We start from the raw sequence: 25,833 nt of genomic DNA on the forward strand, positions 1-25,833 counted from the left end.
GACAGCTCAGCCGTAAGCCGCGCTCGCCCGGACGGCGCCGGGCTCGGCCACGTCGAGGCCGGCCGAGACGTATTCGTTGAGCTTGTTGCGCAGGGTGCGGATCGAGATGCCGAGGATCTTGGCCGCATGGGTGCGGTTGCCGAGGCAATGGTCGAGGGTGTCGAGGATCAGGTCGCACTCGACCTGCGCCACGGTCCGGCCGACCAGGCCGCGGGTGGCGGCCTCGGCGGCCTGGACGGCGCGGCCGGCGAGCCCTTCCGTGGCGATCGACTCGCCGTCTGGGGACAGGATCGCGTCGGGGCCGATCTCGGCGCCCGAGGCCAGCAGCACCGCCCGGTGCAGGGTGTTCTCGAGCTCGCGGACGTTGCCGCGCCAGGGATTTTTCAGCACCAGCGCCCGCGCCTCGGCGCTGAGCGGGCGGGCCGGCATGCCGTTCACCTCGGCGTATTTCCGGGCGAAATGGGCGGCGAGCTCCAGGATGTCGGCCGGCCGGTCGCGGAGCGCCGGCAGCTTCAGCGAGACGACGTTGAGCCGGTAAAACAGGTCCTCCCGGAAGGTGCCCTTGCGGACTTCCTCCATCAGGTTGCGGTTCGAGGTCGCGAGCACCCGGATATCGACCCGCACCGGGGCGGTGCCGCCGACCCGGTCGATCACCCGCTCCTGCAGGGCGCGCAGCAGCTTCGACTGCAGGCGCACATCCATCTCGGAGATCTCATCGAGCAGCAGGGTTCCGCCATTGGCCTCCTCGAAGCGGCCGATCCGCCGGGCGACCGCGCCGGTGAACGCGCCCTTCTCGTGGCCGAACAGCTCGGATTCGAGCAGGGCCTCCGGAATCGCCGCGCAATTGACCGAGACGAAGGGCTTGCCGGCCCGGTGGGATTTCAGGTGGACGTGGCGGGCCAGCACCTCCTTGCCGGTGCCGCTCTCGCCGGTGATCAGCACCGAGGCCTCCGAGGGGGCGACCTGCTCGGCGAGCTTGACCACCCGCTCCATCGACGGGTCGCGCCAGACGAATGCGGCGCGGTCGGAGGCGACCGCCTCCAGCACCGCGGCGATCAGCTCGGGATCGGGCGGGAGCGGGATGTACTCCTTGGCGCCGGCCCGGATCGCCGCGACCGCGGTCTGCGCGTCGGCCGAGACCCCGCAGGCCACGACCGGGGTGCGGATGCGCTCGGCCTCAAGCGCGTCCACCAGCTCGCGCACCGCCAGCGACACGTCGATCATGATCAGATCGGCGCCCTTGGCGCGCAGGACGTTGAGGCCCTGCGGGATCGCATCCGCCTGCGTGACGGAGGCGCCGCGCCGCATCGCGATCTTGGAAGCGGTGATCAGCTCGCCGTTGAGCCGCCCGATCATCAGGAGCCGCATGGTTCGTCCCTCTCAAATGTCATGGCGTGAGGTGCAAGCCGCCTCGCGAGGCGGCGGTCTCCCGCGCAAAGTCCCAAAAAAATCACTCGCCCTTGACGATCTCGGTCATTGTCACGCCGAGCCGGTCCTCGACGAGGACGACCTCGCCGCGGGCAACGAGCCGGTTGTTGACGAACACGTCGATCGCCTCGCCGACCTTGCGGTCGAGTTCGAGCACGGCGCCGGGGGCGAGCCGGAGCAGGTCGCCGATCGGCATCCGGGAGGAGCCGAGCACCGCCGAGACCATCACGGGCACGTCGAACAGCTGCTCAAGGTCGGCGGCCGTCTTCGGGGTGGTGGGCGTGTCGCGGATCGAGCCCGCGGCGTAGTCGGGATCGGTGTCGCCGAGCTGGGGCAGGCTGAAATCGTCGGACATCCGGGCTCCTTAGGCGGTCGGGGGCAGGCCGAGGGCGTCGGCGACGGCGGCCTCGATGCGGGCGCGCTCGCGGACGATGCCGCCGTCGGCCCATTCGATGCGGGCATCGCCCGCCTGCATGTCGGGATCGCCCAGCACCACGAGACGGCCCTCGTAGCCGCGCTCGCGGGCGAGCTTCTTGACCAGGGCCTCGGCGTCCTCGACGAGGCCGTCATGCACGCGCACCACGAGATGGGGCACGCCGCGCAGGTGCTGGAGCGCCGTGCGGGCGGCCTCGCCGATGCTGGCGAGCGGGGCGGCGTCGAGGGCGTCGCCGGCGACCTTCCGGGCGATCAGGACCGCCACCTCGACCGCCTGCGCCTCGCGCTCGGCATCGTGCGCGTCGGCCCGGGCGAGGAGGGCGGCGGCGGCCTGGGACAGGTGGCTCAGCGCGTCCGCGAGCCGGCCCTGGATCTGGGCCTCGGCCTGGATCAGGCCCTCCTGCACGCCCCGGGCATGCGCTTCCACCTCCGCGTGGGTGGCCGCCTCGGCGGCGCGCTGGGCCGCCGCGCTCGGGCGTGGGCTGCGGAAGTCGGTCTCGAACAGGAACGGCTTCGCGGTCCGGGGCGACGAGGCGTTCAATAGACCAGCTCCTCCTCGGCGCTGTTCTTGGCGATCATGATCTCGCCCTTCTCGGCGAGGTCCTTGGCGATCTCGGTCATCTTCGTTTGCGCCTCATCGACCTCCTTGAGGCGGACCGGGCCCAGCGAGGCCATCTCGTCCGTGAGGTTCTTGGCGGCCCGGGTCGACATCTGCCTCATGAAGAAGGCCCGGGTCGGCTCGTTGGCGCCCTTGAGCGCCAGGCACAGGGTCGCGCCGTCGATCCGCTGCATCAGGGTCTGGACGCTGCCCGGATCGAGCTTGAGCAGATCCTCGAAGGTGAACATCAACTCGCGGATGCGCTTGGCCGCGCCGCGATTGGCCTGGTCGAGGGCGGCCAGGAACCGGCCTTCGGTCTGGCGGTCGAAGGCGTTGAACACGTCCGCCATCATCTCATGGGCGTCGCGGCGCTGCGTCTGGGCGATGGTCGAGACGAACTCGACCCGCAGGGTCTCCTCGATGTGGCGCAGGGCCTCCTTCTGCACCGTCTCCATGCGGAGCATCCGGTTCAGGACGTCGATGGCGAATTCCTCGGGGAGGATGGTGAGCACCTTGGCGGCGTAGTCGGCCCGCACCCGGGACAGCACCACCGCCACGGTCTGCGGGTACTCGTTGCGCAGGAACGAGGCCAGGATCTCCGGATCGACCTGGGCGATCGAGGCCCAGACGCGCTTGCCCGAGGCGCCCTTGATCTCGGCCATGATCAGGGAGACCTGATCGCTGGGGAAGATCTTCAGGAGCAGCGCCTCGGTGCGCTCGAAGTTCGACGAGATGCCGCCGCTGTTGCTGAGCTTCGTCACGAACTCGATGATCAGCCGCTCGACGGTGGCGACCTCCAGCGTGCCGAGCTGGACCATCGCGTGGCTGACCTTCTTGACCTCATCCTCCTCCAGCATCTGCCAGATCGGCGCGCCCTCGGCCTCGCCGAGCATGAGCAGGAGCGCGGCCGCGCGCTGCGCGCCGGGCATCGCCGCGAAGGCGTCGCCGCCCTCGGCCGTCAGGGAATTCGCCAGTCCTGCCGCCATCGTTCGTCCCCGATCCTCGACGCGCTACTCTTCCTGGATCCAACCGCGCAGCACCTCGACGGTCTCGGCCGGGCTGGCCCGGACCATGTCGACGACGCGCTGCACGGTGTCGGCCTGGATCTGGCCGTTGATCTTGGCGAACTCCATCAGCCGGGCGGTCGGGCTGTCGCGCTCGATCATCGTGACCGTGGCGCCCGCGGCCGCCGCGGCGGCGGCCTCGGCGAGGGTCGCGGGGGCGGCCAGGGCCGGCGGGGCCGGGACGGGCGCCAGCACCTGCCGCACCAGCGGCCGCACCACCGTGAGGAGGACGATCAGGGTCAGCAGCGCCAGCACGGAGAGCTCGGCCATGCGCAGCACGTCCTCCTTGGTCGGCGCCAGCAGCGACTGGATCAGGCTCGGCTCGCTGAATTCCGGCACGCTCGGCGGCTCGGCAAAGCGGAGGTTCACGACCTCGATCTGGTCGCCCCGGGCCTTGTCGAACCCAACCGCGCTGCGGACCAGGGCGGTGATCCGCTCGATCTCGGCCGGGGGCCGCGGGGTGTAGGTCTGCTTGCCGTCCGGGGCGGTGGCGTAGATCCCGTCGACCACAACGGCCACCGACAGGCGCTTGACCCGGCCGCCTTCCGCGATCTCGGTCTTGGTGACCTTCGAGATCTCGTAGTTGGTGGTCTCCTCGTTCTTGTTGGTCGCGTCCTTCGGGGCCGGGGGCTTGTCGCCGCCATTGGCGCCGGGCAGCTCGTTGCCGACTGTGACCTGGCCGTCGGCATTGCCGGTGACCGCCGATTCGGTCCGGGTCTGGGCCGAGCGCACGACCTTGCTCTCCGGGTCGAAGGTCTCGGAGCGGCTCTCGATCCGGTTGAGGTCCAGCTCGGCATTGACCTGCACCCGCGCCCGGCCCGGACCGACGATGCCGGCCACCACATCCTCGATCTGGCCGCGCAGGCGCCGCTCCATACCGAGCTGCCGGTCCTCGAGGGCGCTGGCGGCGTTGGAATCGGCGTCCTTGGCACCGTCGGCCAGCAGCCGGCCGCGCTCGTCGACGATCGAGACCCGCTCGGGCTTCAGGCCCTCCACGGCGGAGGCCGCGAGGTGCCGGATCGCCCGCACCTGCCCGGCATCGAGATCGCCCATCAGCTTCAGCACGATGGCGGCGCTCGGGGTCTCCCGGTCGCGCTCGAACAGGCGCCGCTCGGGCAGGACCAGGTGGACGCGGGCCGCCTGGACCCGGCCGATCGCCCGGATCGAGCGGGAAAGCTCCCCTTCCAGGGCGCGCAGGTGGTTCACGTTCTGCACGAAGTTGGTGGACGAGAACGCGTCGCCCTTGTCGAAGATCTCGTAGCCGACGCCGGCCTGGACCGGCAGGCCCTTGCCGGCGAGGTCCATGCGCAGGCGGGCGAGGTCGGCCCGGGGCGCCATGATGGTCTGGCCGGTATCGCCCTTCGATTCGTAGCGGATGCCGCGGCTGTCGAGCTCGCGGATCACGGCGGCCGAATCCTGCATCGACAGGTCGGAGAACAGCACGCCCATGTCGGGGCGCGAGACCCGCAGGATGATGAAGGCGAAAAAGCCGATGAGGGTCAGCGTCACCGCCGCCATGGCGGCGATCCGGGCCGGTCCGAGCTTCGTGACGAGATCGAGAACCGGCTTCACGGGAGGGTCGCTGCACTCTGACGCTGGCGGCGCCCGACGGCCCGCCCGGCAGAAATTGCCCAGCCCATGGTTAGCGGGGCGTTAATGCCGGGCACCGTAGCGACGCGAAAGATGGGCCCTGGAACGAGACGAAGCCGCATCCGGGAGGCGGACGCGGCTTCGGACGGCTTTTGTCGGGGAGATCGGGCCGCGCGACGCGTGAACCCGGCTCCCGACGGCTCAATGCCGGTAATGCTGGATCCGGGTCGTCCGCAGCCCGGCCAGGCCGTGCTGGTCGATCGAGAACTGCCAGCTCAGGAATTCCTCGGTGGTCAAGGTGTAGCGCTTGCACGCCTCCTCGAGACTGAGGAGGCCACCGCGCACGGCGGCAACGACCTCCGCCTTGCGCCGGATCACCCACCGGCGGGTGCTCGGCGGCGGAAGATCCGCGATGGTCAGAGGACTGCCGTCGGGCCCGATCACGTATTTGACTCTCGGGCGGCTGGGTTCGGTCATGATACGCTCTACACTCGACTGACCTGTCGAGCGTTGAAGGTACTTGCGCCCGCTTAAGAGATGTTGAAGCGGATCACTCGGATATGATTCGTCAGGTGCCACTTGTGGACAACCCTATGCTTTGGACGCTGCTGAGCGGGACTTTCTGAGAGCCGATCATCAGGACCGGCGCCGCGCCGCTGAGGTCCACCGAGTCCACCGTGCCGTTGAGCTGGGTGTCCACGGTGACGTTCGTTCCGGTCGCGTCCGAGGCCGAGACCTTGATCGCGTAGGTGCCGTCCGGCGCGGTCAGGCCCGCCGAAGTCTTGCCGTTCCAAGAATAGGTCTGGCTGCCGGCTGTGAGCGACGTGGTCTGTGTCGCCACGACGTTGTTCTTGGAATCGAGGATCGTCACCACCGCCTTGGAGGCCGCCCGGGCCGGCGTCAGCGTCCAGGAGGCCGAGCCGTTGGAGAGCTGCGAGCTGCTGCCATCGGCCGTGATGCTCTTGCCGATATAGCTCGTGGCGGAGGCCGAACTCGCCGATTTCGACGCGGTCAGGATGCTGTCGAGGCGATCATTGGACTTGAGCTGCTGCTCGACGCCCGCGAACTGGACCAACTGCTGCGTGAACTGGTTGGTGTCCATCGGGTCGAGAGGGTTCTGGTTCTTGAGCTGCGTGGTCAGCAGCGTCAGGAACTGCGTGAAGTTACCGGCGATCTCGCTGGCATTGCCGCTGACGCTCGACGCTGTGGATGACGTGTTGGTAACGCTGGATATGCCGGAGGTCATGCGGCTCGCTCCCGTGGCGCGTCGGGGCGGACAGCCGGGACGCGGGATGTTTCGATGTGGTCGCGCATCGCGCTAGATCCGGATGTCGAGGCCGCCGTAGCCGCGCAGCCAGCGCGTCGGGGCGGTCTCCTGGGGTGCCTCGGCCCGATCCTGCGCCCAGGCCGCCTGGCCGCCCCGGGGCGGCTCGCCCTGGCCGCCGCCGGCGCCGCCCTGGGCGTTGCCGTCGCTGCGCAGCGACAGGTTGAGCCCGCCCGCGGACGGATCGAGCCCGGCCTGCGACAGGGCCTGCTGCAACTGGTTGGCATCGCGCTGGAGCATGGCCAGCGTCTCGGGCCGTTCGACCACGAGATGGGTCGTCACCGTGCCGCGGGCCTTGTCGATCTCGAGCTTGACGTCGATCCGCCCGAGCTCGGCCGGATCGAGCCGGATCTGGAACTCGCTCGATCCTGCGAGCGAGCGCAGCCCGATGGTCATCGGCACCTGGCCGATCGGCACTGCCGGATTCACGGGGGCCTGCGCCGGGGTCGGGGTGGGCGCGGCGGCCTGCGTCGCGGCGGTCGTCGTCCCGGCTGCCTGCGGGGCGGCGAGGGCGGACAGGTCCGGATTGCCATGGGGCAGGGACGGGGCCGGCGCCTGAAGGCCCCCGGCCGCGCCCTGGCCGGTCCCCTGGCCGGCATCCGCCAGGGCGGCCAGAAAGTCCTGACCGGCGGACGCACCCGAGACCGCCTCTGGCGCCGCCGGATCGGCCGCACCGGCCTTCACGGCCTCCACCGGGCTGGCGCCCTGGCCCGAAGCCCGCAGCGTCGTGGGCGCCGCGCCCATCTTGGTCCCGGCGCCGGCGAGGCCCGGCTTGGTGCCGGCTGAACCCACACCGGCTGTGGCGGTGTCGGCCTGCGCCGTCGCTGACCCCGCCGAACCGGTCACGCCCAGATCCCCGCCCTCTCCACCGGCCGCAGCGCCGCCGGCCAGGACGGGAGCACCCTTGACCAGCTCGGCCAGCAGGGCCTGCAGCGTTCCCGGCACGGCCGGGCTTGTCGCCTGAGGTGCTGTCTGGGGCGGCACCTCGCTCGGCACCGCTTCGACCTGCGCGGTCTCGGTGGCGGCGGAATCCCCCGCTGTTGTGTCGGTCTTGGCAGAATCGGCGGCCGATGCGGCGTTCGGTGCGGGGGCGCCGGCCGCGTCGGAGGCCGGCTGTGCCGTCGGATTTGTGCCCCGGGTAGCCGCGGCAGAGGCGGAATCCGATGCTTTCGCCGGAGCCTGCGCATCGGTGCGGGTCATCGACGCGCCCGCCGACGTCGCGCTCTGAGCCTGCCCGTGGGGCTCAGGCGGCTTGGTAGAATCGCGGGCGACCGCCCGAGCGGCGGCGCGGGCCTTCGCGGTATCGGTGGCATCCCGCGCGCGTTCCGCGGCGGTGCGGGCCGCGTCGGCCTGGCTGCGCTGGGTTTCGTCTCGGGCGCGGGTCGCTGCCGCGTCGTCCCGGGCTCGGGCCGCGCTCAAAGCCGCGCCGAAGCGATCCTGCGACGAGTCGCCGGCCCGGGCGGCAACGCCCGCCGCATCCCAGCCTGATCGCGTGGTCGACGCCGTGCGGGCGGACGGAATCCACCCGGTGACATCCAACCGATCCGCTGCACCGCTCGCCATACTGGGCTCCTCTCGATGGGAGTTGAGCAAGGGCCAGGCCATTGGGGTGATCGAGTAAAGAGCTGATGAAGAAGAGTTTTTATCGCGTCGCTCTCGATTGCACGGGCTCGCCCGGGGCCGAAGCTGCCGCACGCCCGGCAGCATTTGCCGGGTGAAGGTCACACAATTGCTGGGTAAGGGCAGGCCACAGAGGCACCCGCGGCTCCCTCCCCCCTCTGCGGGGAAGGGCAGGGCGCGTGTCATACCCGCACCGAGCACGCGCAAACCGCCTCGCCGCCCGTCAAAAACCCCGCCCTGGAAAGCCGACCCGACTCCCGCTATAGACGGGCCGTGCAGCCGAGACGCCTTTCAGCCGGCGGCGGCGGACCCCTGCGATGAACGCCCTCGACCTTCCCAAGCCAGCCCACGAGACGCGCGTCGTCGTCGCCATGTCGGGCGGCGTCGATTCCTCCGTGGTCGCGGGGCTCCTGAAGCGGCAGGGCTTCGACGTGGTCGGCGTCACGCTCCAGCTCTACGACCACGGCGCCGCGACCCATCGCAAGGGCGCGTGCTGCGCCGGCCAGGACATCAACGACGCGCGGGCCGCGGCCGAGCATCTCGGCATCCCGCATTACGTCCTCGATTACGAGGACCGGTTCCGCGACGCCGTCATCGAGAAATTCGCCGAGAGCTACCTCGCCGGCGAGACGCCGATCCCCTGCGTCGAGTGCAATCGCACGGTGAAGTTCCGCGACCTCCTGGGTCTCGCCCGGGACCTCGACGCCGACGCCCTCGCCACCGGCCATTACGTGGCGAGCCGCGCCCTGCCGGGGGGCGGCCGGGCGCTGCACCGCGCCCTCGATCCGGCCCGGGACCAGAGCTATTTTCTGTACGCGACGACGGCCGAGCAGCTCGCCTTCCTGCGCTTTCCCCTGGGCGAGATGTCGAAGACCGAGACCCGGGCGCTGGCAAAGGATCTCGGCCTGTCGCTGGCCGAGAAGCCGGACAGCCAGGACATCTGCTTCGTGCCGCAGGGCCGCTATAGCGACGTGATCGCCCGCCTGCGGCCGGATGCGGCCCGGCCGGGCGAGATCGTCGACCTCTCGGGCCAGGTCCTCGGCCGCCACGAGGGCATCGTCCATTACACGGTCGGCCAGCGCCGGGGCCTCGGCCTGTCGGGCTCCGAGCCGCTCTACGTGGTGCGCCTGGAGCCGGACACCGCCCGGGTGGTGGTCGGCCCGCGCACGGCGCTGGCGACGACCCGGATCCGCCTCTCGGACCTGAACTGGCTGGGCGAGGAGCGGCCCGAGTCGGTGCGGGACCTGCCCGTGGCGGTCCGCGTCCGCTCGACCCGGCCGCCCCGGCCGGCGACGCTCACCATCGGGCCGGACGGCGCCGCCGAGGTGGTGCTGGCCGAGCCCGAGGACGGCGTGTCCCCAGGCCAGGCCTGCGCGATCTACGGCGACGACGGCCCCCGGGCCCGGGTGCTCGGCGGCGGCACCATCCGCAGGGTCGATGCGTTGTCGGCCCGGCCCCGCGAAGCCGCCTGATTTCAACCTCTGGATAGTCTGAACGATGCTGAGCGAGCCGCAGATGGCCGGGCCGAGTACGGCCCTGATGCGTAAGGCCTATGCCCGCTGGGCCCCCGTCTACGACGTGGTCTACGACAAGCTCACCGAGCCCGCGGCCCGCGCCGCCGTGGAGGCCGCGGCCGAGCACGGCCCGCGGATCCTGGAGGCCGGCGTCGGCACCGGGCTGGCGCTCGGCTACTACCCGAAGGCCAGCTTCGTCTGCGGGGTCGACCTCTCCGAGGACATGCTGAAGCGCGCCCGCGCCAAGGTGAAGCGCCGGAACCTGGCGCACGTGAAGGGCCTCCAGGTGATGGATGTCTGTCACCTCGGCTACGCCGATGCGAGCTTCGACGCGGTGGTGGCGCAGTTCCTGATCACCCTGGTGCCCGACCCCGAGGCGGCGATGTCCGAGTTCCTACGGGTGGTCCGGCCGGGCGGCGGCATCGTGCTCGCCAACCATTTCGGCCAGAGCGACGGCCCGCTCGCCCGGGTCGAGGAGGTCGTGGCGCCGCTCTGCACCAAGATCGGCTGGTCGTCAGACTTCAAGGCGACCCGGATCGAGGCCTGGGCCCGGCGCAACGGCGTCGAGGTTCTGGGCCTGAAGCCGACCTTCCCGGGCGGCTTCTTCAAGATCCTGCGGATGCGCAAGCCCGGGTGAGCGCGGCCGGATCCGCCCCCGTCCCCGAGGGCCTCTGGAAGCGGGTGCGGCGCTGGCTGCCGCTGGTGCTGCTCCTGTGCATCTCGGCCATCGTGCTGGTCTCGGGCGTCGCGCAGCTCCTGAGCCTCGACCGGCTGCTCGCCTCGCGGGCCTGGCTGCACGGTTTCGTCGAGGCCGGCTATGGCCGCGCCTTGGTGGCGGCCTACCTGGTCTATGTCGCGGCCGTCGTCGTCTCGGTGCCGGCCACGCTGATCCTGACCATGATCTGCGGCTTCCTGTTCGGGATCGTGCCGGGGGCGCTGACGGCGGTCTGCGCCGCCACCACCGGGGCGGCGATCGTGTTCGCCATCGGCAAGGGGCCGGGCGCCGACCTGCTGCGCCGGCTGGGTGGGACGCGGCTCGCGGCGTTCACGGACGGGTTCCGGCGCGACGCCTTCGGCTACATCGCGGTGATGCGGCTGCTGCCGCTGTTCCCGTTCTGGATGACCAACCTCGCCCCCGCCGCCTGCGGGGTGAAGATGCGGATCTTCGTGCTGGCGACCTTCCTGGGCCTCCTGCCGGGCGCTCTGGTCTACGCCACCACCGGCGCTGGGATCGACGACGTGGTCGCCGCCCACGAAACCGCCAAGGCCGCCTGCCTGGCCTCGGGCGCGCCGGGTTGCGACGACGCCCTGAGCCTGCGCGCGCTGATCACCCCCAAGATGGTGGCCGGGCTGGCGATGCTGGCGCTGTTCGCGCTGGGGAGCGTGTTTCTGAGCCGGCGCTTCCGCCGGGCCTGATCGGCCAGCGGATCCTTGTCGGCCATCATCCCCCCAGGAACAGGCCGGTTCTCCTTTAGAAACCCATCCAGTCACGCTGGATCGGGCGCAGTCGGGACAAGCCGTCGCGACACGCACTTACGGCTATTCGGCCCCGAGCCCGAGGCTCGAACGCCGTCCAGGGCGGCTCATTCCCCACCCTCCTCTCCCCCCAGCGACCATTCCAGCACCCGCGCCAGGTGGTCGTAAGCCCCGTACTGGCTGGCATATTGCGGGTAGGGGCGGGCTGTGTAGGCGGCCTCGCCGGTGAGGAAGCGGGCGATCAGACCTTTCAGGCGGGTGGCGTGCTCGGTCACGATCGCGTCGACGCTGCGCTCCTCGCCGCGCGGGGGTTTCACCGGGGCCGGGACGAACGGTTTTCTCCCGCCCGAGGCGTGGACGTAGAGCAGATCTGGCGTCGTCTTCACTAGCGGCAGGCCGTCGAAGGCGCCGTGCATCAGCATCGCCGCCTCCAGGGTGAGCTGCGGCGAGAATCCCGAAAAAATCATCTTGGCCGAGGGCGGCGTGCCGGTCTTGTAATCGACGATGCAGGCGCTGCCGTCTGGGCGCAGCTCGATCCGGTCGGCCCGGGCGCGCAGGGTGAAGCTCTCGCGGCCCAGGGGGATCACCCAGCGCCCGGACACCTCGGGGTGGATCCGCTTCAAAACCGGCCGGCGCTCCGCCTCCCAGGCGAGATAGGCCGCGGCCATGCGCTCGTAGCGCGGCCACCACTCGGCGTAGAGCTCCGGATAGGTGTCGGCGATCTCGCCGAAGGCGTTGGTGGCGATGGCGAAGAGGTGCTCCTCCGGCCGCCGGGGCAGGCCCTCCGGATGGAGTCGGGCGAATTCCGCGAAGATGTCGTGGACGAGCGAGCCGCGGGTGGCGACGCTCGGCACCGCGGCCAGCGGTTCCAGGGGATCGAGCCCGAGCACGTGGCGGGCGAAGATGCTGTAGGGGTCGCGCACCAGCGTCTCGATCTCGGTGACGCTGAGCGAACGCGGGAACAGGGCCGGGTCCGGCTTCGGCGCCGGGCGCTTCAGCCGCTTCTCCGGCGGGGCGGTGTCGAGGCGGGCGGCGAGGCCGGTGAAGCGCCGTCCGGCCACCAGCACCGCCTCCCAGCGGGCATCGCCGGACAGCGCGCGCAGGCGTTGGATCAGGCGCGACGGCACGGTCGGCGAGCCCTCGCGCTTGAGCGCCCGGGTGATCACCGCATCGCGGCAGCCCAGCGCCTGCACGAAGTCGTGCGCCATCTGGCCGATGCGCCGCTCGGGCGGGTTAAGGCCGACCCGCTCGCGCATCGGCCGGTTGAGGAAGGCGTCGGTTAGGGTCCGCACCGGCCAGACGCCCTCGTCGAGGCCGCCGAGCACCACCCGGTCGACCGAGAGCAGGCGCGCCTCCAGCAGGCCGAGGATGCGCAGGCGTGGATGCGGCGCCTCGCCGGAGCAGCCAACCAGGCGCTCCCGGGCGAGCGAGGTGAAGAAGGTCGCGTAATCGTCGAACCGCCCCGGCATCAGGCCGGGCTCGGCCATCTCCAGATCGTCGAACAGGGCGTCGAGGCAGGACAGGGAGCCGTCCTCGACCTCCTCGGACGCATCCTCCGGGCCGGCGATCAGCCAGTCGCAGGCGGCGCGGTGCCGGGCGGCGGTGGCGACGAGATCGCAATCGCCGGCCCCTTCGGGCCCCGGGAATTCCGCGAAAACTTGATCCAGCCGTTTGAGCAGATCTTCCGCGAGGTCCCAGTCGATGTCCTTCAGGCGGCGCTTGGCCCGGGGGCGGCGCTCCGGCGGGCCGACGCGCTCGGCCGCCAGCGCATTCCGCAGCCCCAAGAAACCCGGGGCCGGGACGGGGCCGCGCAGCAGCCCGATCTCCAGGGCGGCGGCGCCGCGCACCACGTCGGACCGGGGCAGGCCGAGGCGGACCATCGGGTGCGAGAGCAGCGCGATCAGCCGGGCCGGGATCGCGTCGGCCTGGTTGCGGGCGAGGTCGGCGGCTAGCTCCGCGGTGAGCCGGGCGAGGCGCCCAGCCGGGCTTCCGGCGAGCGCCAGCCCGGCCGAATCCTCGGCGACGATGCCCCAGCGCAGCAATTCCACCGCGACCCGGCCGGCGAGCCCACGATCCGGGGTGACCAGGGCCGCGGTGGCACCGGGCACCTGAAGGGTCTCGCGCAGGGCGAGCGCCGCAACCAGGGCCTCCTCGCGCTCGTCGGCGGCCTCGGCCAGCGAGAGCCCATCGAGGCCGCGCTCGGCGATCGCGTCCCGCATGTCCGGGTCGAGATCGGCCCAGGCATCGGTGGTGTCGGCCGGGCGCAGGGCCTGCGACAGCAGCATGGACCGGGCGATCTGGCCGGCATCGGGATCGCCCAAAGCCACGACATCCGCCCGCGACAGGGCGAGATTGTCCGGCCCGAGCAGCCGGTGCAGCACCGCCTGGGGATGCCCATGGGCGATCACCCGCGAGAACCCCTCGCCGGTGTCGATGCCGGACCAGCCGGCCTCGTCGAGGTCGAGATCGAGCCCGGGCAGGACCACGGCGCCCCGGGGCAGCTTCGCCACGGCCGCGATCAGCCGCGCGGTGGCGGGCACGGAGCCTAGCGAGCCGGCGACGATCACGGGATCCGTCGGCGCCGTCCGCGCCAAGCGCTGGCCCTCGGCGAGCACGAGGCCCCGGGCGCGGGCGACCGGATCGGACAGGCCGCGCTCGGCCAGGAGCTTGGGCCAGTTCTCGGCGGCGATCTTCACGAAATCCAGGGTCAGGCCGAAATAGCGCGAATACTCGGCCTCCACGGCGGCGCCGATCTCCGACCAGGGCAGGCCCTCGACGGTGAGCGCATCCATCAGCCGTTCGAGATCGCCCGCGAGCCCGACCGCGTCGGCCGGCGAGGACGGCACCAGGAACGGCACCTCGGCATCCAGCGGCAGCAGGGTCCGGTCCACGGTCTGCGCCCAGGCCTGGACCAGGCGCGCGAGGATCAGCCGCCGCTCCAGGGGCGGCATCGGCGTGCTGAGCGGATCGTTGTCCTCGAGCAGCGGCTCGGAGGCGAGGTCGAGCTCCGCCTCGTCGGCCTCGCCCAGGGGAATCATCCGGGGCAGGAGGGCGGCGTAGCCCGGCGCGCCCCGCTCATGCGCTCTCTGGCCGAGCCGGTCGGCCAGGATCGCGCCGAGCGCCCGCGCCGCCCGGCGGGTCGGCAGATAGATCGTCACCGCGGCGAGCGCCAGCGGATCCTCCGCCACCGGCCCGACCAGCCGGCCGGCCAGCAGCGCCTCGGCGAGCGCCGGCAGGAACGGGACGCCCCGGGTGATGGTGAAGACGGCCTGCCGCTCTGACATGGGGCGCCTTGTACGCGCGCGCGGCGGGCCGGGACAGGGGACTGCGACGACGGCGAGCGGCGACCCGCACCGTCATTGCGAGCGCAGCGAAGCAACCCATCGCGGCGCGATGTCCGAACGTGGCGTTTCCCTGGGTTGCTTCGCTGCGCTCGCAATGACGGGAGGAAACGGACGTCTACGCCCGCCGCGCCGCCGCTGCGGCGCCATACCCGGCCCGCCGCCCGAAGACGACGCCGGAGGTCAGGCCCGAGCCGCCGGGATAGCCGTTGAAGAACACGCCGCCGACCATCTCGCCGCAGGCGTAGAGGCCGGGGATCTCGCTGCCGTCCTCGCGCTTCACGCCGCCGCCCTCTCCGACCTCGACGCCGCCATACGTGAAGGTGATGCCGCCGGTGACCGGGTAGGCCTTGAACGGCCCGGTCTCGATCGCCTGGGCCCAGTTCGACTTCGGCAGGGGGAGCCCCTTGGTGCCCCGGCCGTCCTTCACGGTGGGATCGAACGGCACGGTGTCGTCCACGGCCGCGTTGAAATCCGCGATGGTGCGCTTGGCCGCCGCCCGGTCGATGCCGTCGAGCTTGTCCAGGAGCCCGTCGAGCGTGTCGGCCTCGACGAAATGGGCGTCGTGGAACCGGTACTCGCTGTAGAGCAGGTGATCGACCTTGACGTCGAAGATCTGCCAGGCGACGTGGCCGGGCTGCTCCATGATCGAGCGGCCGAACTGGGCGTAGGTGTAATTGCGGAAATTCTTGCCCTCGTCGACGAAGCGCTCGCCGTTGGCGTTGAGCATCAATCCCAAAAAGTAGCAGATCTTGCGGTAGTGCTTGCGCTCGCCGTGGGGCAGGTCGAGATTGCCGTAATCGGGGGTGTGCAGGTCCATCGGCGTGGCGTGGCAGCCGCCGTAGAAGCCGTGCGGCTTGGCGCCGAGCGCCAGCGCCATCTCCAGCCCGTCGCCGCGGTTGTGCGGCGTGCCGCGCACCCGGGCCTTGTCCCAGCCCGCGCCGATGAAGCGGGTGCGCAGTTCGGGGTTCGACTCGAAGCCGCCGCAAGCCAGGATCACGGCCTTGGCGCGGAACGCGCCCTGGGGCGTCTCCACGCCGACGACGCGGCCTGCCTCGACGATCAGCCCGGTGGCCGGGCAGCCGTAGCGGATCTCGCCCCCTGCCTTGGTGAAGGCCTCCAGCTCGGCCCGGGCGAGGCCGAAACCCTCGTCGTGGGTGGCCAACGTCAGGCCGCCCCAGAACACGAAGCGGCCGTCCTTCTCAAAGGATTGCCGTGCATAGATCGGCTCGAACTTCACGCCTTGGGTCGAGAGCCAGCGCAGGGCCGCGCCGCTCTCGTCGATCAGGATGCGCTGCTCGCGCGAGAGCGGCCGTCCGTCGTTGAAGCCGAGCAGGTCGGACTCGAAGGTCTGGGCCGTGTAGGCGCCGAAATCGGTGCGCGGCAGGCGCGGATCCTCCGGGTCGGCGAGCAGGGGGATCAGGTCGTCGTTGCCCTGGTAGACGAACCGCATGGCGCCGGCCGTGTAGGCGGTGTTGCCGCCGGCGAGATCCGGCTCGGCCTTCTCGATCATGAGCACCGAGGCGCCGCGCTCCAGGGCGGCGAGGCCCGCACTCATGGCGGCGTTGCCGGAGCCGACCACCACGACGTCCCACGCTGTCTCGTGCCGATCCTGCATCGCCGCCTCCGTCTTCGCGCTCGTTTCAATAATTGTATACGCTCGCATGCAATCGGTGACAAGTGTTCCGGGCGGCGGCGTTTCACGCTATGGCCGCGATCGAGGAGAGCCGGACATGAAGGCGAGCGAGTCGGAGCGCTCCAACGGGGCCGCCGCCTATGAGCGGCTGTTGCGGGCGATCGAGGAGGGGGAGCTCGCCCCCGGCAGCCGCCTGCGCGAGGCTGAGCTGGCCGAGCGGTTCGCGATCAGCCGCACGCCGGTGCGCGAGGCCCTGGGACGCCTGGAGGCGCAGGGCCTCGTCGCGCATGAGCCGCACCGGGGCGCCAGCGTGGCGCAGCTCGATTACGGGCAGGTCAGCGAGCTCTACGACATGCGCGAGGTTCTGGAGGGCACGGCGGCCCGGCTCGCCGCCATTCACGCCAGCGCGGTGGAGACCGAGATCCTGGAGGAGATGATCGCCCGCGACCGGACCCTGACCGGCGACGCGGCGGCGCTCGCGCGCAACAACCGTCTGTTCCACCGGCAGATCCACGCGGCGGCGCGCAACCGCTTCCTGCAGGGCACCCTGGAGACGATGCGCCTGTCGCTGGTGCTGCTGCCCGGCGCGACGACGCTCTCGGCTCCGGAACGGGCCGGCGAATCCCTCGACGAGCACGCCGCCATCATCGCGGCGATCCGCGCCCATGACGGCGACGGCGCCGAGGAGGCGGCGCGCGCCCATATCCGCGCCGCCTTCAAGGCGCGGATCCGGATCTGGCAGGGGGTGTAGCCCCCGCGCTCAGGCGTGGGCCGGAACCCGCGCGTCCCGCGGGCCGCCGCGGAACAGGGCGAGCGTCGCGATGATGCCGCAGGCGGCGGCCGCCATCAGCCAGTAGCTCGGCGAGGCCCGATCGCCGGTCTGGTCGATCAGGTAGGTCGAGACCATCGGGGTGGCGGTGCCGAACAGGGCCGTGGCGAGGCTGTAGGCCAGGGAGAAGCCGCTGGCCCGCACATGCGCCGGTACGACTTCCGACAGCGAGACGATCATCGCGCCGTTGTAGACCCCGAAGAAGAACGACAACCACAGCTCGACACCGAGCATCTTGCCGAAGGTCGGATCGGCCACGAGCCAGTGCAGGGCCGGGTAGGTGGTCAGCAGCGACAGGACCGAGATCGTCAGCAGCACCGGCTTGCGCCCCACCGCGTCCGAGATCGCGCCGCCCACGGGCAGCCAGATGAAGTTGGTGACCGCCACGCACAGGGTCACAATCAAGCTGTCGGTCTCGGTGAGCTTGAGGACGTTCTTGCCGAAGGTCGGGGTGTAGACGGTGATCATGTAAAAGGTCACCGTGGTCATGGTCGACAGCATCATGCCGAGCAGCACGATCCGCCAATTGGCGGCCACCGTGGTGAGGATCTCACGCGTGCTCGGGTGATGCGTCCGCCGGGCGAATTCCTGGGTCTCCTGCAAGGAGCGCCGGATGAAGAAGATGAACGGCACAATCAGGCAGCCGATGAAGAACGGGATCCGCCAGCCGAAATCGCCGATCTGCTGCTTGGTCAGGTAGGCGTTGAGCCCGTAGCCGATCACGGCCGCGGCCATGATCGCCACCTGCTGGCTGGCCGACTGGAACGCCGTGTAGAAACCCTTCCGGCCGGGGGTGGCGATCTCGAACAGGTAGATCGAGACGCCGCCAATCTCGACGCCGGCAGAGAAACCCTGGAGCAGGCGCCCGGCCAGCACGATCAGGGGCGCGGCGATGCCGATCGTCCCGTAGCTCGGGCAGAAGGCGATCAGCACCGTGCCGCTCGCCATGATCGCCAGGGTGACGATCAGCCCCTTCCGGCGCCCGATCCGGTCGATATAGGCGCCGAGCACGATCGCCCCGAGGGGCCGCATCAGCGCGCCGAGCCAGAAGGTCCCGAAGGTCAGGAGCAGCTCGGTGGTCTCGTTGCCCGAGGGGAAGAACGCCCGCGAGATGTAGCTGGCGTAGAACCCGAACAGGAAGAAGTCGAACATCTCCAGGAAGTTGCCGCTCGTCGAGCGGAGGATCGCCCCGATCCTGGATTGCAGGTTCGCCTCGACGGCCCCCGGATCACCGGCCATGGCGCAACACTCCCGGTTTCGCGCTCATGCGCCGATCCATTTCATCGCGATGATCGTCCCGGTCACCGTCAGGGCGCCGCCGATCCGCGTGGCGATCTGGGCGAACGGCATCAGGGCCATGCGGTTGGCGGCGGTGAGGATCGCCACGTCGCCGGTGCCGCCCTGGCCGCTGTGGCAGGCGTTCACGATCGCGGTCTCGATCGGGTACATCCCGAGCGCGCGGCCGACGAAGAAGCCGCTGATCATCAGCGTCGAGACGGTCGTCACGATGGTGATCAGGTTCACCAGGGTGAAGGCCGCCATCAGCTCGTTCCAGGGGGTCAGCGCCACCCCGATGGCGAAGAGCAGCGGGTAGGTCATTGAGACCTGGACGAACTTGTAGACCACGAAGCCGCCAGCCTGGAGGTGGGGCGACACGGCGCTGCCGAGCTTGGCGAACACCGCCAGGAACAGCATCGCCACCGGCGCCGGCAGGCCGACGAGGTGGTGGGCGATGACCCCGAGCAGGTAGAGGGTGATGGCCGTGAGCCCGGCCGCGCCGATCGTGGCGGCGTCGATCTGGCCCCGCGCCGCCTCGGAGCGCGCCTGCGCGTCGCTCGATTCCATGCCCTCGTGGCCGGGCTGGAGCCGGCCCTCGCCGGTGAGGTGCGGATAGCGCTTGCCGACGGCGTTGAGGGTGCCGGAGAAGATGATCGCGGTGAGCGAGCCGAGCATCACCGGCGGCAGCACCTGGGCGAAGACCACGCCCTGCTGCTGGCCGAGGATCGCCGCGTAGCCGATCGAGAGCGGGATCGCGCCCTCGCCGACGCCGCCGGCCATGATCGGCACGACGATGAAGAAGAAGGTCTTGTAGGGCCCGAGGCCCAGCGCCGTGCCGACCAGGGTGCCGACGATGGCCGCCGCCACCGAGCCGACGGCCAGCGGCGCGAAGATCTTGAGGAAGCCCTTGACCAGGACGTCGCGATCCATGCCGAGGATAGAGCCGACGATGATCGTGGCGATGTAGATGTAGAGGAAGTTGGTGAACTTCGTGAAATCGAAGATCGCCTTCTCCATCTGCGGCGGGATCAGCTTGTAATAGACCAGCGCCGAGGGGATGAAGGTCGCGAAGATCGCCCCCGCGCCGATGTTGCGCAGGATCGGGAGCCGCTTGCCGATCTCGGCGCAGGTGAACCCGCCCATCACCAGGACGGCGATCATGGTCGGGCCGTCCGGCTTGACCTCGCCCTCCTGGACCAGGACCACCAGCAGGATCGCCACGATGACGTAGAGCGGCAGCGGGATGATGCCGATCTTCATGTCGACTAGGCGCCACCAGCCCTCGGGCCAGAACCTGCCGGCGCGGCGCTCGACGATGGGCGTTTCGACGGGGGCCGGGACGGGGCTGGTCGAGGCGGTACTGGTCATCGGCTTCCTCCGGACTTCCGACCACGCGCGGGTCGTTCCGGCCTTCGCCGCGCGGCCCCGGCCGCCCCGACGGTCGCGACCTGGGCCGCGCGGTCGGCGGAGATAAAGTCGCTTCCGGCGTACCAGCGCCCGCGGAGGGCGGCAACGCGAACCGCGGAACAAAGCGCGCAACCTGTATTGGGGACAGGGATTAAAGCGGCTTCTCAGTCTCGGCGCGTGGACGCGCGACGCGAAACGGCCCGGCACAGGGCCGGGCCGAGGGGATCGTGCTGCACGGGGGCCGGCGCCGGGCATGAAGCCCCGGCTCCGGCCTGTCGGATCAGAAGTCGCGCTGCACGCGGAACCGGACGTGCGTCGTCGAATCCTGCGTCGCGGTGCGCGGCACGAAGGTGCCGGCGTTGATGGCGGCGATGCTCGCATAGGCGGTCGGGCTCTTGTCGCCATCGATCACCCGGCCGTTCTTGACGCCGATCTGGGTGTAGAACGCCTCGACGCCGATATCGAGATCGCTCACCGGCGACCAGATGAGGCTGCCGCCGACCGCTATCTGGTAGGTGTCGCGCAGCGCCTCGCTCAACTGGTAGAACCGGGTGCCGGGCACGCCGACGGAGTTGTTGCTGAACGAAGTGGCACCGTTCGAACTCAACAGGCCAAAGACCGCGCCCTGAGCGAGCCGAGCACTTCGGGAGAAGTCCAACTCACCGTAGGAGCCGAAGAAGGCCGAGCGCCATTCCGGCGACCAGTAATGCAGATATGACGCGACCGCCGAGAAGCCAGTTGAGGTCTGGAGCTGACCGGTGAACGGATTGATCGACGCATCGGCGAAGGGCTGATTGAATTTCTGGCCATCCCAGCCGTTATTCGCCTGCGCGTAGCAGCCGGCGATCATGCAGTAGCCGATATAGGTCTGCGCGCCGTTGCCGTAGGCACCCTGTAGGTAGAGGGTATCGCCCGGGGCAATGGACGGAAGGTTGAACTTCACGCCACCCTGCACGGCCCAGCCCTGGACCGAGTTGGTGTGCGGGATCCCGGTGAGCACGCCGAGGGTCCCCGCCGGAGTGCCTGCGCCCACGTTGCCGACGTTGATCTCGTGCGTGGCGGCCGAGAGCTGAGCCGAGCCCCAGGCCTGATCGACGCGCAGGGCGCCGACGAAGTCGGGCAGCCGCGAGCGCTGGATATTGTCGACGTAGCCGAAGCGGGACGGCAGGCCGTTGGCATAACCAACAAAAACAGGGCCGACCGCAGGGCTGCCTACCGGCGAGAAGACCGGCGAGCGGGTGAAGACCGGGTCTTCGACCGACAGGGTCGTCGAGAAGCCGTTGCCGAAGGTCGCCGTGTAGGCGAACAGGTTGGTCGACGAGTTGTCCGAGCCGGAGGTGGCGCCGTAGAACTCGAAATCGTGGGCGTAGAAGTCGTAGAACGACGACGCGCGGCCGGCGGTCAGGCCAGCGAACTGGATGAACGCCTTGTCGACGTTCACGTACTGCTCCGCGCGGCCCCGCTCATCGACGCCAGTGGCAGCATAGGCCTGGCCGATGCGCAGCATCGTGCCCGAATGGATGGTGCCGGTGCGGGAGGCGGCGTCGAGGCGCACGAAGGCGCGCAGGGTGCCGTAGGCGGTCTGCGTGCGGGCATCGAGATTGAAGCGCGCCAGCCCCCGAAACCCCGACGTGTCGCCGCCATTGCCGGCCTGGCGGCTGTAGGCGGTCTGGTAGGCCCCTTCGAACCGGGCGCGACCCGAGATGCGCAGGCAGGTATCGGTGCCGGGAATGTAGAAGAAGCCGGCGCCGAAGGCTGAGCAGACGCGGACATACTCGATCGGCGCCGCCTTCTTGACCGGCAGGTCGGCGGCCTGGGCAGCTCCGACCGCGGCGAATGCGGTGACGGATCCGAGTAAGAAACGATTCAATAAACTCATCAAGACCCCCAGATATTCGAAGCCGACAACGGAAACGCTTCCCGGCCTGCCCTGCCGAACGTGGGTATTGATTGTATTTTATTTGGTGTAGAAGATTTATCCGGGGATTTGTGCCCGCAATCCATCTTTCTCCGAACATCCTGCGATCAAGATCTTGAGCGATCAACGGTGATTCAATGAGTCGTCTTCGCATTTACGATCTTGTTGCTGTTCTGCAACGTCGCAAATGTTCGTTATTTTCGTTTATAAGCTTGAGTATTTGCAGAATGATCACTGAATTTGCCATCGCTGGCGGCGTTGTCATTGCCCTGATACACATCAGAGGCGTCAGGTCTTCTGATCGTAATGGGTTGGTGGGTGACGCGGCCGCCCTGCAGAACGGGTGGCCGCCAAGCCGTCACCAGTCAGCTCCATCGCCAGCTCTTTCATGGTGGGCGTCGATCGGGCCGCCATCCTGACGGGGCGGCAGCCCCGCAGGGTTCTCGTCGGCGAATCGCAACAGCCCCCGATCGCCGCCACCCGCAGGCCTATGCCGAGGCGCGGTGCCCGTGACGGAAGAAGGCCCGGCACTGAGCCGGTACCGGGACCAAGCCCCGGCACCGATAGGTCGGATCAGAAGTCGCGCTGGACGCGGAGGCGGATCTGCGAGACCGAGTCCTGCGTCGCGGTGCGCGGCACGAAGGTGCCGGCATTGATGGCGGCGACGTTGGTGTAGGCGGTCGGGCTCTTGTCCGAGTCGATGACCCGGCCGCTCTTCACGCCGACCTGGGTGTAGAAGCCTTCGACGCCGATATCGAGATCTCTGACCGGCGACCAGATCAGGCTCGCCCCGACCACGTACTGGTAGCTGTCGCGCAGCGCCTGGCTCAGCCGGTAGAACCGGGTTCCCGGCACGCCCACGGCATTGGCGCCGAACGCGACGGCGCCGTTCGGGCTCACGAGGCTGTAGGCCGCGCCCTGGGCCAGACGAGCGCCAGCCGAGAAGTCCTGCTCGCCGTAGGAGCCGAACAGAGTCGAGCGCCATTCTGGCGACCAGTAATGCAGGTACGAGGCGACCGCCGAAAAGCTGGTCGAGGTCTGCAACTGACCGGTAAACGGGTTGATCGACGCATCGGCAAAATATTGCGCGAATTTCTGCCCGCCAAATCCGGTATTGGCCTGCGCATAGCAGCCGGCTATCATGCAATAGCCGACATAATTCTGCGTTCCGTCGCCGTAGGCGCCCTGCAGGTAGAGGGCATCGCCCAGGGCGATGAACGGCGCGTTCACCTTCACGCCGCCCTGCACCGCCCAGCCCTGCACCGAATGGGTATGCGCAATACCGGTGATCACGCCGCCGGTGCCTTCCGCCGGGGCGGTACTCAGGTTGCCGACATTGATCTCGTGCGTGGCGGCTGAGAGTTGCGCGGTGCCCCAATCCTGCTCGACGCGCAGGGCGCCGACGAAGTCGGGCAGCCGCGAGCGCTGGATGCTGTCGATGGTCCCGTAGAGGGACGGCAGACCGTCGGCATAGCCGACGAAGACGGGACCGACCGGGGTCGTGGCTGTGGTCGCGTACGGCGCGAAGACCGGCGTGCGGCGGTAGACCGGATCTTCGAGCGATAGAGTCGTCGAAAAGCCATTGCCGATGGTGGCCGTGTAGGCGAGCAGGTTGGTCGACGACGTATCCGAGCCGGAGGTGGCGCCGTATATCTCGAAATCGTGGGCGTAGAAGTCGAAGTAAGACGCCGCACGACCGGCGGTAAGGCCGCCGAACTGGATGAACGCCTTGTCGACATTCACATGTTGCTGCGCGCGGCCGGCCTCGTCGACCCCGGTAGCGGCGTAAGAATGGCCGATGCGCAGTTGGGTGCCGGAATGGATGAGGCCGGTTCGGGAACCTGCATCCAGGCGCACCAGGGCGCGCAGGGTTCCGTACTCGGTCCGGGTGCGAGCATCGAAATTGAAGCGCAACAGCCCCCGATAGCCTGACGTGTCGCCGGTGCCGGTCTGGCGCGAGTAATTCGTCTGGTAATTGCCCTCGAACCGGGTCCGCCCGGAGATGCGCAGGCAGGTATCGGTCCCGGGAATGTAGAAGAAGGCGACGCCGTGCGTGGTGCAGACGCGGACATATTCGACCGGCTCGGCCTTCTTCACCGGCAGGTCGGCCGCGTGCGCCGCGCCGATTGTGGCGAAGGCAGCGGTGGAACCAAGCAGCAGGAAACGATTCGATAGACTCATCAATGCCCCCAAATGTTTGAAGCCGACAACGGCAACCCTTCTCGGCTTCCCCCATCTGTCGAATTGTTTTCTCTCATCCTGCGTTATTGCAGAATATTTATTCCAAATATGGTGTAAATGACCCGTATTTGGATGATTATCCTGTGTTTCAGTTCTTTGGCGGGCAACAGGCATTCTTGGAATTTTCTGCTCATCTGTGATTTTGTTGCACATAAGCAACAATAAAATATCGATCATTACGAAATAAATATACAAATACACGATCGATTGATCATTGATTTCGAAGAATTCTATCGCATTACTATCGTTCTTTGAGACCGACTGACGCGTCTAATTGTCTAATCATGATGGCGCGCGCATCCCATGAGCGGTGGGCGCCGGCCATTGAGCCCCTCGACGGTGTCGTCGTTCCAACCGGGCTTCCGCTGCGTGCGCTGGCTCGATACCCGGTCATCGCGCCGCTGGCCGGGGCTGGGCGTCAATTCGAAACCCGCAACAAAAAAGCCCGGCGCGGGGCCGGGCCTTGGACGTCGAAATGCACAAGGACTGGTGCCCGGCGTGAGGCCCGGCACCGATAGGGCGGATCAGAAGTCGCGCTGGATGCGGAGGCGGACCTGCGAGACCGCATCCTGCGTCGCGGTGCGCGGCAGGAAGGTGCCGGCGTTGATGCCGGCGACGCTGGCGTAGGCGGTCGGGCTCTTGTCGAGGTCGATCGCTCGCCCTTTCCTCAGGCCGATCTGGGTGTAGTAGCCCTCGATGCCGATATCGAGGTCCTTCACCGGCGACCAGATCAGGCTCGCGCCGGCGACCAACTGGTAGGTGTCGCGCAGCGCTTGGCTCAACTGGTAGAACCGAGTCCCCGGCACGCCCACGGCGTTGCTGCTGAAGGTGTTGGTGCCGTTCGGGTTCAGAAGGTTGAAGGCTGCGCCCTGGGCAAGGCGGGCGCTCCGGGAAAAGCTCTGCTCGCCATAGGACCCGAAGACGGCTGAGCGCCATTCCGGCGACCAGTAATGCAGGTACGAGGCGACCGCGGTAACGCTGTCCGAGATCTGCAACTGGCCGGTGAACGGGTTGATCGTGGCGTCGGAAAAGTACTGGTTGAATTTCTGGCCCTGGATCGTGGCAGCGTTCGGGGACGCCGAGCCGCTGAACGTGGAATAGCCGGTGTAGAACTGGGCGCCGTCGCCGTAGGCGCCCTGCAGGTACAGGGCGTCGCCCGGCGCGACGAACGGCGCATTGACCTTCAGGCCGCCCTGCACCGCCCAGCCCTGGACGCTGTTGGTATGCGCGACGCTGAAATGCGCGCCGGTACCGAGCGCGATGGTGCCGACGTTCAACTCATGCGTGGCAGCCGAAAGCTGGGCCGAGCCCCAGGCCTGATCGACCCGCAGGACGCCGACGAAGTCCGGCAGACGTTCTCGCTGGATGGTGTCGATGGTGCCGAAGCTCGACGGGACACCCCTGGTGTAGCCGGTGAAGACGGGGCTGATGGGAGCAGCGCCGCCCGACGGCGCGAAGATCGGCGTGCGACGGAAGACCGGATCTTCGACCGACAGGGTCGCCGACAGGCCGTTGCCGAAGGTCGCCGTGTAGGCGAACAGGTTGGTGGAGGCGACATCCGACCCCGCAGTGGCACTCGAGAGTTCGAAATCGTGGGCGTAGAAGTCGAAGAACGAGGAGGCACGGCCGGCGGTCAGGCCGGCGAACTGGATGAACGCCTTCTCGACGTTCACGACCTGCTGCGCGCGGCCTGTCTCGTCGATGCCGGTGGCGGCATAGGCGAGGCCGATGCGTTCCTAGGTGCCGGACCGGCCGACGCCGGAAGCGCCGGCGCGGCTGCCCGCATCGAGCCGCACGAAGGCGCGCAGGGTGCCGTAGGCGGTCTGCGTGCGCGCATCCAGGTTGAAGCGCAGCAATCCGCGATAGCCCGAGTCGTCGCCGCTATTCGTGCCGGCTTGCCGGGTATAGGCGGTGATGTAGCCGCCCTCGAACCGGGCGCGACCGGAGACCCGCAGGCAGGTGTCGGTGCCGGGAATGTAGAAGAAGCCGGCGCCGTAGGCCGAGCAGACGCGGACGTACTCGACCGGCGCGGCCTTCTTGACCGGCAGGTCAGCGGCATGGGCGGCGCCGATTGCCGCGAAGGCGGCGGCTGAGCCGAGCAAAGAGCGCTGCAATTGCTTCATCAACGGCCTCA

18 protein-coding genes and 1 pseudogene are annotated in these 25,833 nt (G+C 69.2%); 4 read left to right on the forward strand and 15 right to left on the reverse strand.

Going from position 1 to position 25,833, the window contains the following annotated elements:
• Positions 1-6: 6 nt before the first annotated feature.
• The 8 genes from flbD to BM228_RS01960 all read right to left on the reverse strand — a co-directional run bounded on the left by flbD (position 7) and on the right by BM228_RS01960 (position 8,002).
• The gene (flbD, locus tag BM228_RS01925) at positions 7-1,368 is read right to left on the reverse strand and encodes a sigma-54-dependent transcriptional regulator FlbD (protein WP_092036615.1); all 1,362 of its coding nucleotides are present in this window, start codon (positions 1,366-1,368) and stop codon (positions 7-9) included.
• Positions 1,369-1,450: 82 nt separating this feature from the next.
• Positions 1,451-1,783, reverse strand: coding sequence for a flagellar motor switch protein FliN (gene fliN / locus BM228_RS01930; protein WP_058194015.1), 333 nt, complete (start codon positions 1,781-1,783; stop codon positions 1,451-1,453).
• A gap of 9 nt (positions 1,784-1,792) precedes the next feature.
• A complete protein-coding gene (locus BM228_RS01935; protein WP_092036617.1) occupies positions 1,793-2,404 on the reverse strand; it encodes a FliH/SctL family protein in 612 nt (203 codons plus the stop codon).
• A complete protein-coding gene (locus BM228_RS01940) occupies positions 2,401-3,447 on the reverse strand; it encodes a flagellar motor switch protein FliG (RefSeq protein WP_092036619.1) in 1,047 nt (348 codons plus the stop codon). Before BM228_RS01940 ends, BM228_RS01935 begins: the two co-directional genes overlap by 4 nt.
• 24 nt (positions 3,448-3,471) lie before the next feature.
• A complete protein-coding gene (gene fliF, locus BM228_RS01945; RefSeq protein WP_092036621.1) occupies positions 3,472-5,097 on the reverse strand; it encodes a flagellar basal-body MS-ring/collar protein FliF in 1,626 nt (541 codons plus the stop codon).
• 219 nt (positions 5,098-5,316) lie between these two features.
• The gene (gene sciP, locus BM228_RS01950) at positions 5,317-5,592 is read right to left on the reverse strand and encodes a CtrA inhibitor SciP (protein WP_007569077.1); all 276 of its coding nucleotides are present in this window, start codon (positions 5,590-5,592) and stop codon (positions 5,317-5,319) included.
• Positions 5,593-5,683: 91 nt separating this feature from the next.
• Entirely contained in the window at positions 5,684-6,361 is a 678-nt protein-coding gene (locus BM228_RS01955; protein WP_092036623.1) for a flagellar hook assembly protein FlgD, read from the reverse strand.
• A 72-nt stretch (positions 6,362-6,433) separates the two neighbouring features.
• The gene (locus BM228_RS01960) at positions 6,434-8,002 is read right to left on the reverse strand and encodes a flagellar hook-length control protein FliK (protein ID WP_092036625.1); all 1,569 of its coding nucleotides are present in this window, start codon (positions 8,000-8,002) and stop codon (positions 6,434-6,436) included.
• Between the two features lie 374 nt (positions 8,003-8,376).
• Here BM228_RS01960 and mnmA point away from each other — a divergent pair, with 374 nt between their 5' ends.
• The 3 genes from mnmA to BM228_RS01975 are packed head-to-tail and all read left to right on the forward strand — an operon-like array spanning position 8,377 to position 10,989.
• Entirely contained in the window at positions 8,377-9,531 is a 1,155-nt protein-coding gene (gene mnmA, locus BM228_RS01965; RefSeq protein ID WP_092036627.1) for a tRNA 2-thiouridine(34) synthase MnmA, read from the forward strand.
• Between the two features lie 25 nt (positions 9,532-9,556).
• On the forward strand, positions 9,557-10,210 hold the full coding sequence (locus BM228_RS01970; RefSeq protein WP_092036629.1) for a class I SAM-dependent methyltransferase: 654 nt from the start codon (positions 9,557-9,559) through the stop codon (positions 10,208-10,210).
• Complete coding sequence (locus BM228_RS01975) at positions 10,207-10,989, forward strand: TVP38/TMEM64 family protein (RefSeq protein WP_092036631.1); 783 nt, start codon at positions 10,207-10,209, stop codon at positions 10,987-10,989. Before BM228_RS01970 ends, BM228_RS01975 begins: the two co-directional genes overlap by 4 nt.
• 167 nt (positions 10,990-11,156) lie before the next feature.
• On the opposite strand, the gene addB is transcribed toward BM228_RS01975, so the two are convergent.
• Positions 11,157-14,333, reverse strand: coding sequence for a double-strand break repair protein AddB (addB, locus tag BM228_RS01980; RefSeq protein ID WP_092036633.1), 3,177 nt, complete (start codon positions 14,331-14,333; stop codon positions 11,157-11,159).
• A gap of 175 nt (positions 14,334-14,508) precedes the next feature.
• The gene (tcuA, locus tag BM228_RS01985; RefSeq protein ID WP_092036635.1) at positions 14,509-16,008 is read right to left on the reverse strand and encodes an FAD-dependent tricarballylate dehydrogenase TcuA; all 1,500 of its coding nucleotides are present in this window, start codon (positions 16,006-16,008) and stop codon (positions 14,509-14,511) included.
• Positions 16,009-16,123: 115 nt separating this feature from the next.
• On the opposite strand from tcuA, the gene BM228_RS01990 reads away from it, so the two are divergent.
• Positions 16,124-16,777, forward strand: coding sequence for a GntR family transcriptional regulator (locus BM228_RS01990; protein ID WP_092036637.1), 654 nt, complete (start codon positions 16,124-16,126; stop codon positions 16,775-16,777).
• 9 nt (positions 16,778-16,786) lie between these two features.
• On the opposite strand, the gene tcuC is transcribed toward BM228_RS01990, so the two are convergent.
• From tcuC to BM228_RS02015, 5 genes and pseudogenes are all read right to left on the reverse strand, one after another.
• Positions 16,787-18,094 (reverse strand): MFS transporter, encoded by a 1,308-nt coding sequence (gene tcuC / locus BM228_RS01995; RefSeq protein ID WP_092036639.1) that lies wholly within the window; start codon positions 18,092-18,094, stop codon positions 16,787-16,789.
• Between the two features lie 24 nt (positions 18,095-18,118).
• The gene (locus BM228_RS02000; RefSeq protein WP_092036641.1) at positions 18,119-19,501 is read right to left on the reverse strand and encodes a 2-hydroxycarboxylate transporter family protein; all 1,383 of its coding nucleotides are present in this window, start codon (positions 19,499-19,501) and stop codon (positions 18,119-18,121) included.
• 319 nt (positions 19,502-19,820) lie between these two features.
• A complete protein-coding gene (locus tag BM228_RS02005) occupies positions 19,821-21,419 on the reverse strand; it encodes a porin (RefSeq protein ID WP_092036643.1) in 1,599 nt (532 codons plus the stop codon).
• 612 nt (positions 21,420-22,031) lie between these two features.
• On the reverse strand, positions 22,032-23,639 hold the full coding sequence (locus BM228_RS02010) for a porin (protein ID WP_092036645.1): 1,608 nt from the start codon (positions 23,637-23,639) through the stop codon (positions 22,032-22,034).
• 584 nt (positions 23,640-24,223) lie between these two features.
• Positions 24,224-25,822: pseudogene (locus BM228_RS02015) on the reverse strand (porin).
• Positions 25,823-25,833 lie beyond the last annotated feature (11 nt).

The sequence above is a fragment of the Methylobacterium pseudosasicola genome (genome assembly GCF_900114535.1).
GTDB classification, from domain to species: Bacteria; Pseudomonadota; Alphaproteobacteria; order Rhizobiales; family Beijerinckiaceae; genus Methylobacterium; species Methylobacterium pseudosasicola.

What these genes read in the sequence shown, in the direction of transcription:
- flbD (WP_092036615.1), bottom strand. Translation starts at nt 1,368, where the DNA reads ATGCGGCTCCTGATGATCGGGCGGCTCAACGGCGAGCTGATCACCGCT.
- fliN (WP_058194015.1), bottom strand. Translation starts at nt 1,783, where the DNA reads ATGTCCGACGATTTCAGCCTGCCCCAGCTCGGCGACACCGATCCCGAC.
- BM228_RS01940 (WP_092036619.1), bottom strand. Translation starts at nt 3,447, where the DNA reads ATGGCGGCAGGACTGGCGAATTCCCTGACGGCCGAGGGCGGCGACGCC.
- sciP (WP_007569077.1), bottom strand. Translation starts at nt 5,592, where the DNA reads ATGACCGAACCCAGCCGCCCGAGAGTCAAATACGTGATCGGGCCCGAC.
- BM228_RS01955 (WP_092036623.1), bottom strand. Translation starts at nt 6,361, where the DNA reads ATGACCTCCGGCATATCCAGCGTTACCAACACGTCATCCACAGCGTCG.
- BM228_RS01960 (WP_092036625.1), bottom strand. Translation starts at nt 8,002, where the DNA reads ATGGCGAGCGGTGCAGCGGATCGGTTGGATGTCACCGGGTGGATTCCG.
- mnmA (WP_092036627.1), top strand. Translation starts at nt 8,377, where the DNA reads ATGAACGCCCTCGACCTTCCCAAGCCAGCCCACGAGACGCGCGTCGTC.
- BM228_RS01970 (WP_092036629.1), top strand. Translation starts at nt 9,557, where the DNA reads ATGCTGAGCGAGCCGCAGATGGCCGGGCCGAGTACGGCCCTGATGCGT.
- addB (WP_092036633.1), bottom strand. Translation starts at nt 14,333, where the DNA reads ATGTCAGAGCGGCAGGCCGTCTTCACCATCACCCGGGGCGTCCCGTTC.
- tcuA (WP_092036635.1), bottom strand. Translation starts at nt 16,008, where the DNA reads ATGCAGGATCGGCACGAGACAGCGTGGGACGTCGTGGTGGTCGGCTCC.
- BM228_RS01990 (WP_092036637.1), top strand. Translation starts at nt 16,124, where the DNA reads ATGAAGGCGAGCGAGTCGGAGCGCTCCAACGGGGCCGCCGCCTATGAG.
- tcuC (WP_092036639.1), bottom strand. Translation starts at nt 18,094, where the DNA reads ATGGCCGGTGATCCGGGGGCCGTCGAGGCGAACCTGCAATCCAGGATC.
- BM228_RS02000 (WP_092036641.1), bottom strand. Translation starts at nt 19,501, where the DNA reads ATGACCAGTACCGCCTCGACCAGCCCCGTCCCGGCCCCCGTCGAAACG.
- BM228_RS02005 (WP_092036643.1), bottom strand. Translation starts at nt 21,419, where the DNA reads ATGAGTTTATTGAATCGTTTCTTACTCGGATCCGTCACCGCATTCGCC.
- BM228_RS02010 (WP_092036645.1), bottom strand. Translation starts at nt 23,639, where the DNA reads ATGAGTCTATCGAATCGTTTCCTGCTGCTTGGTTCCACCGCTGCCTTC.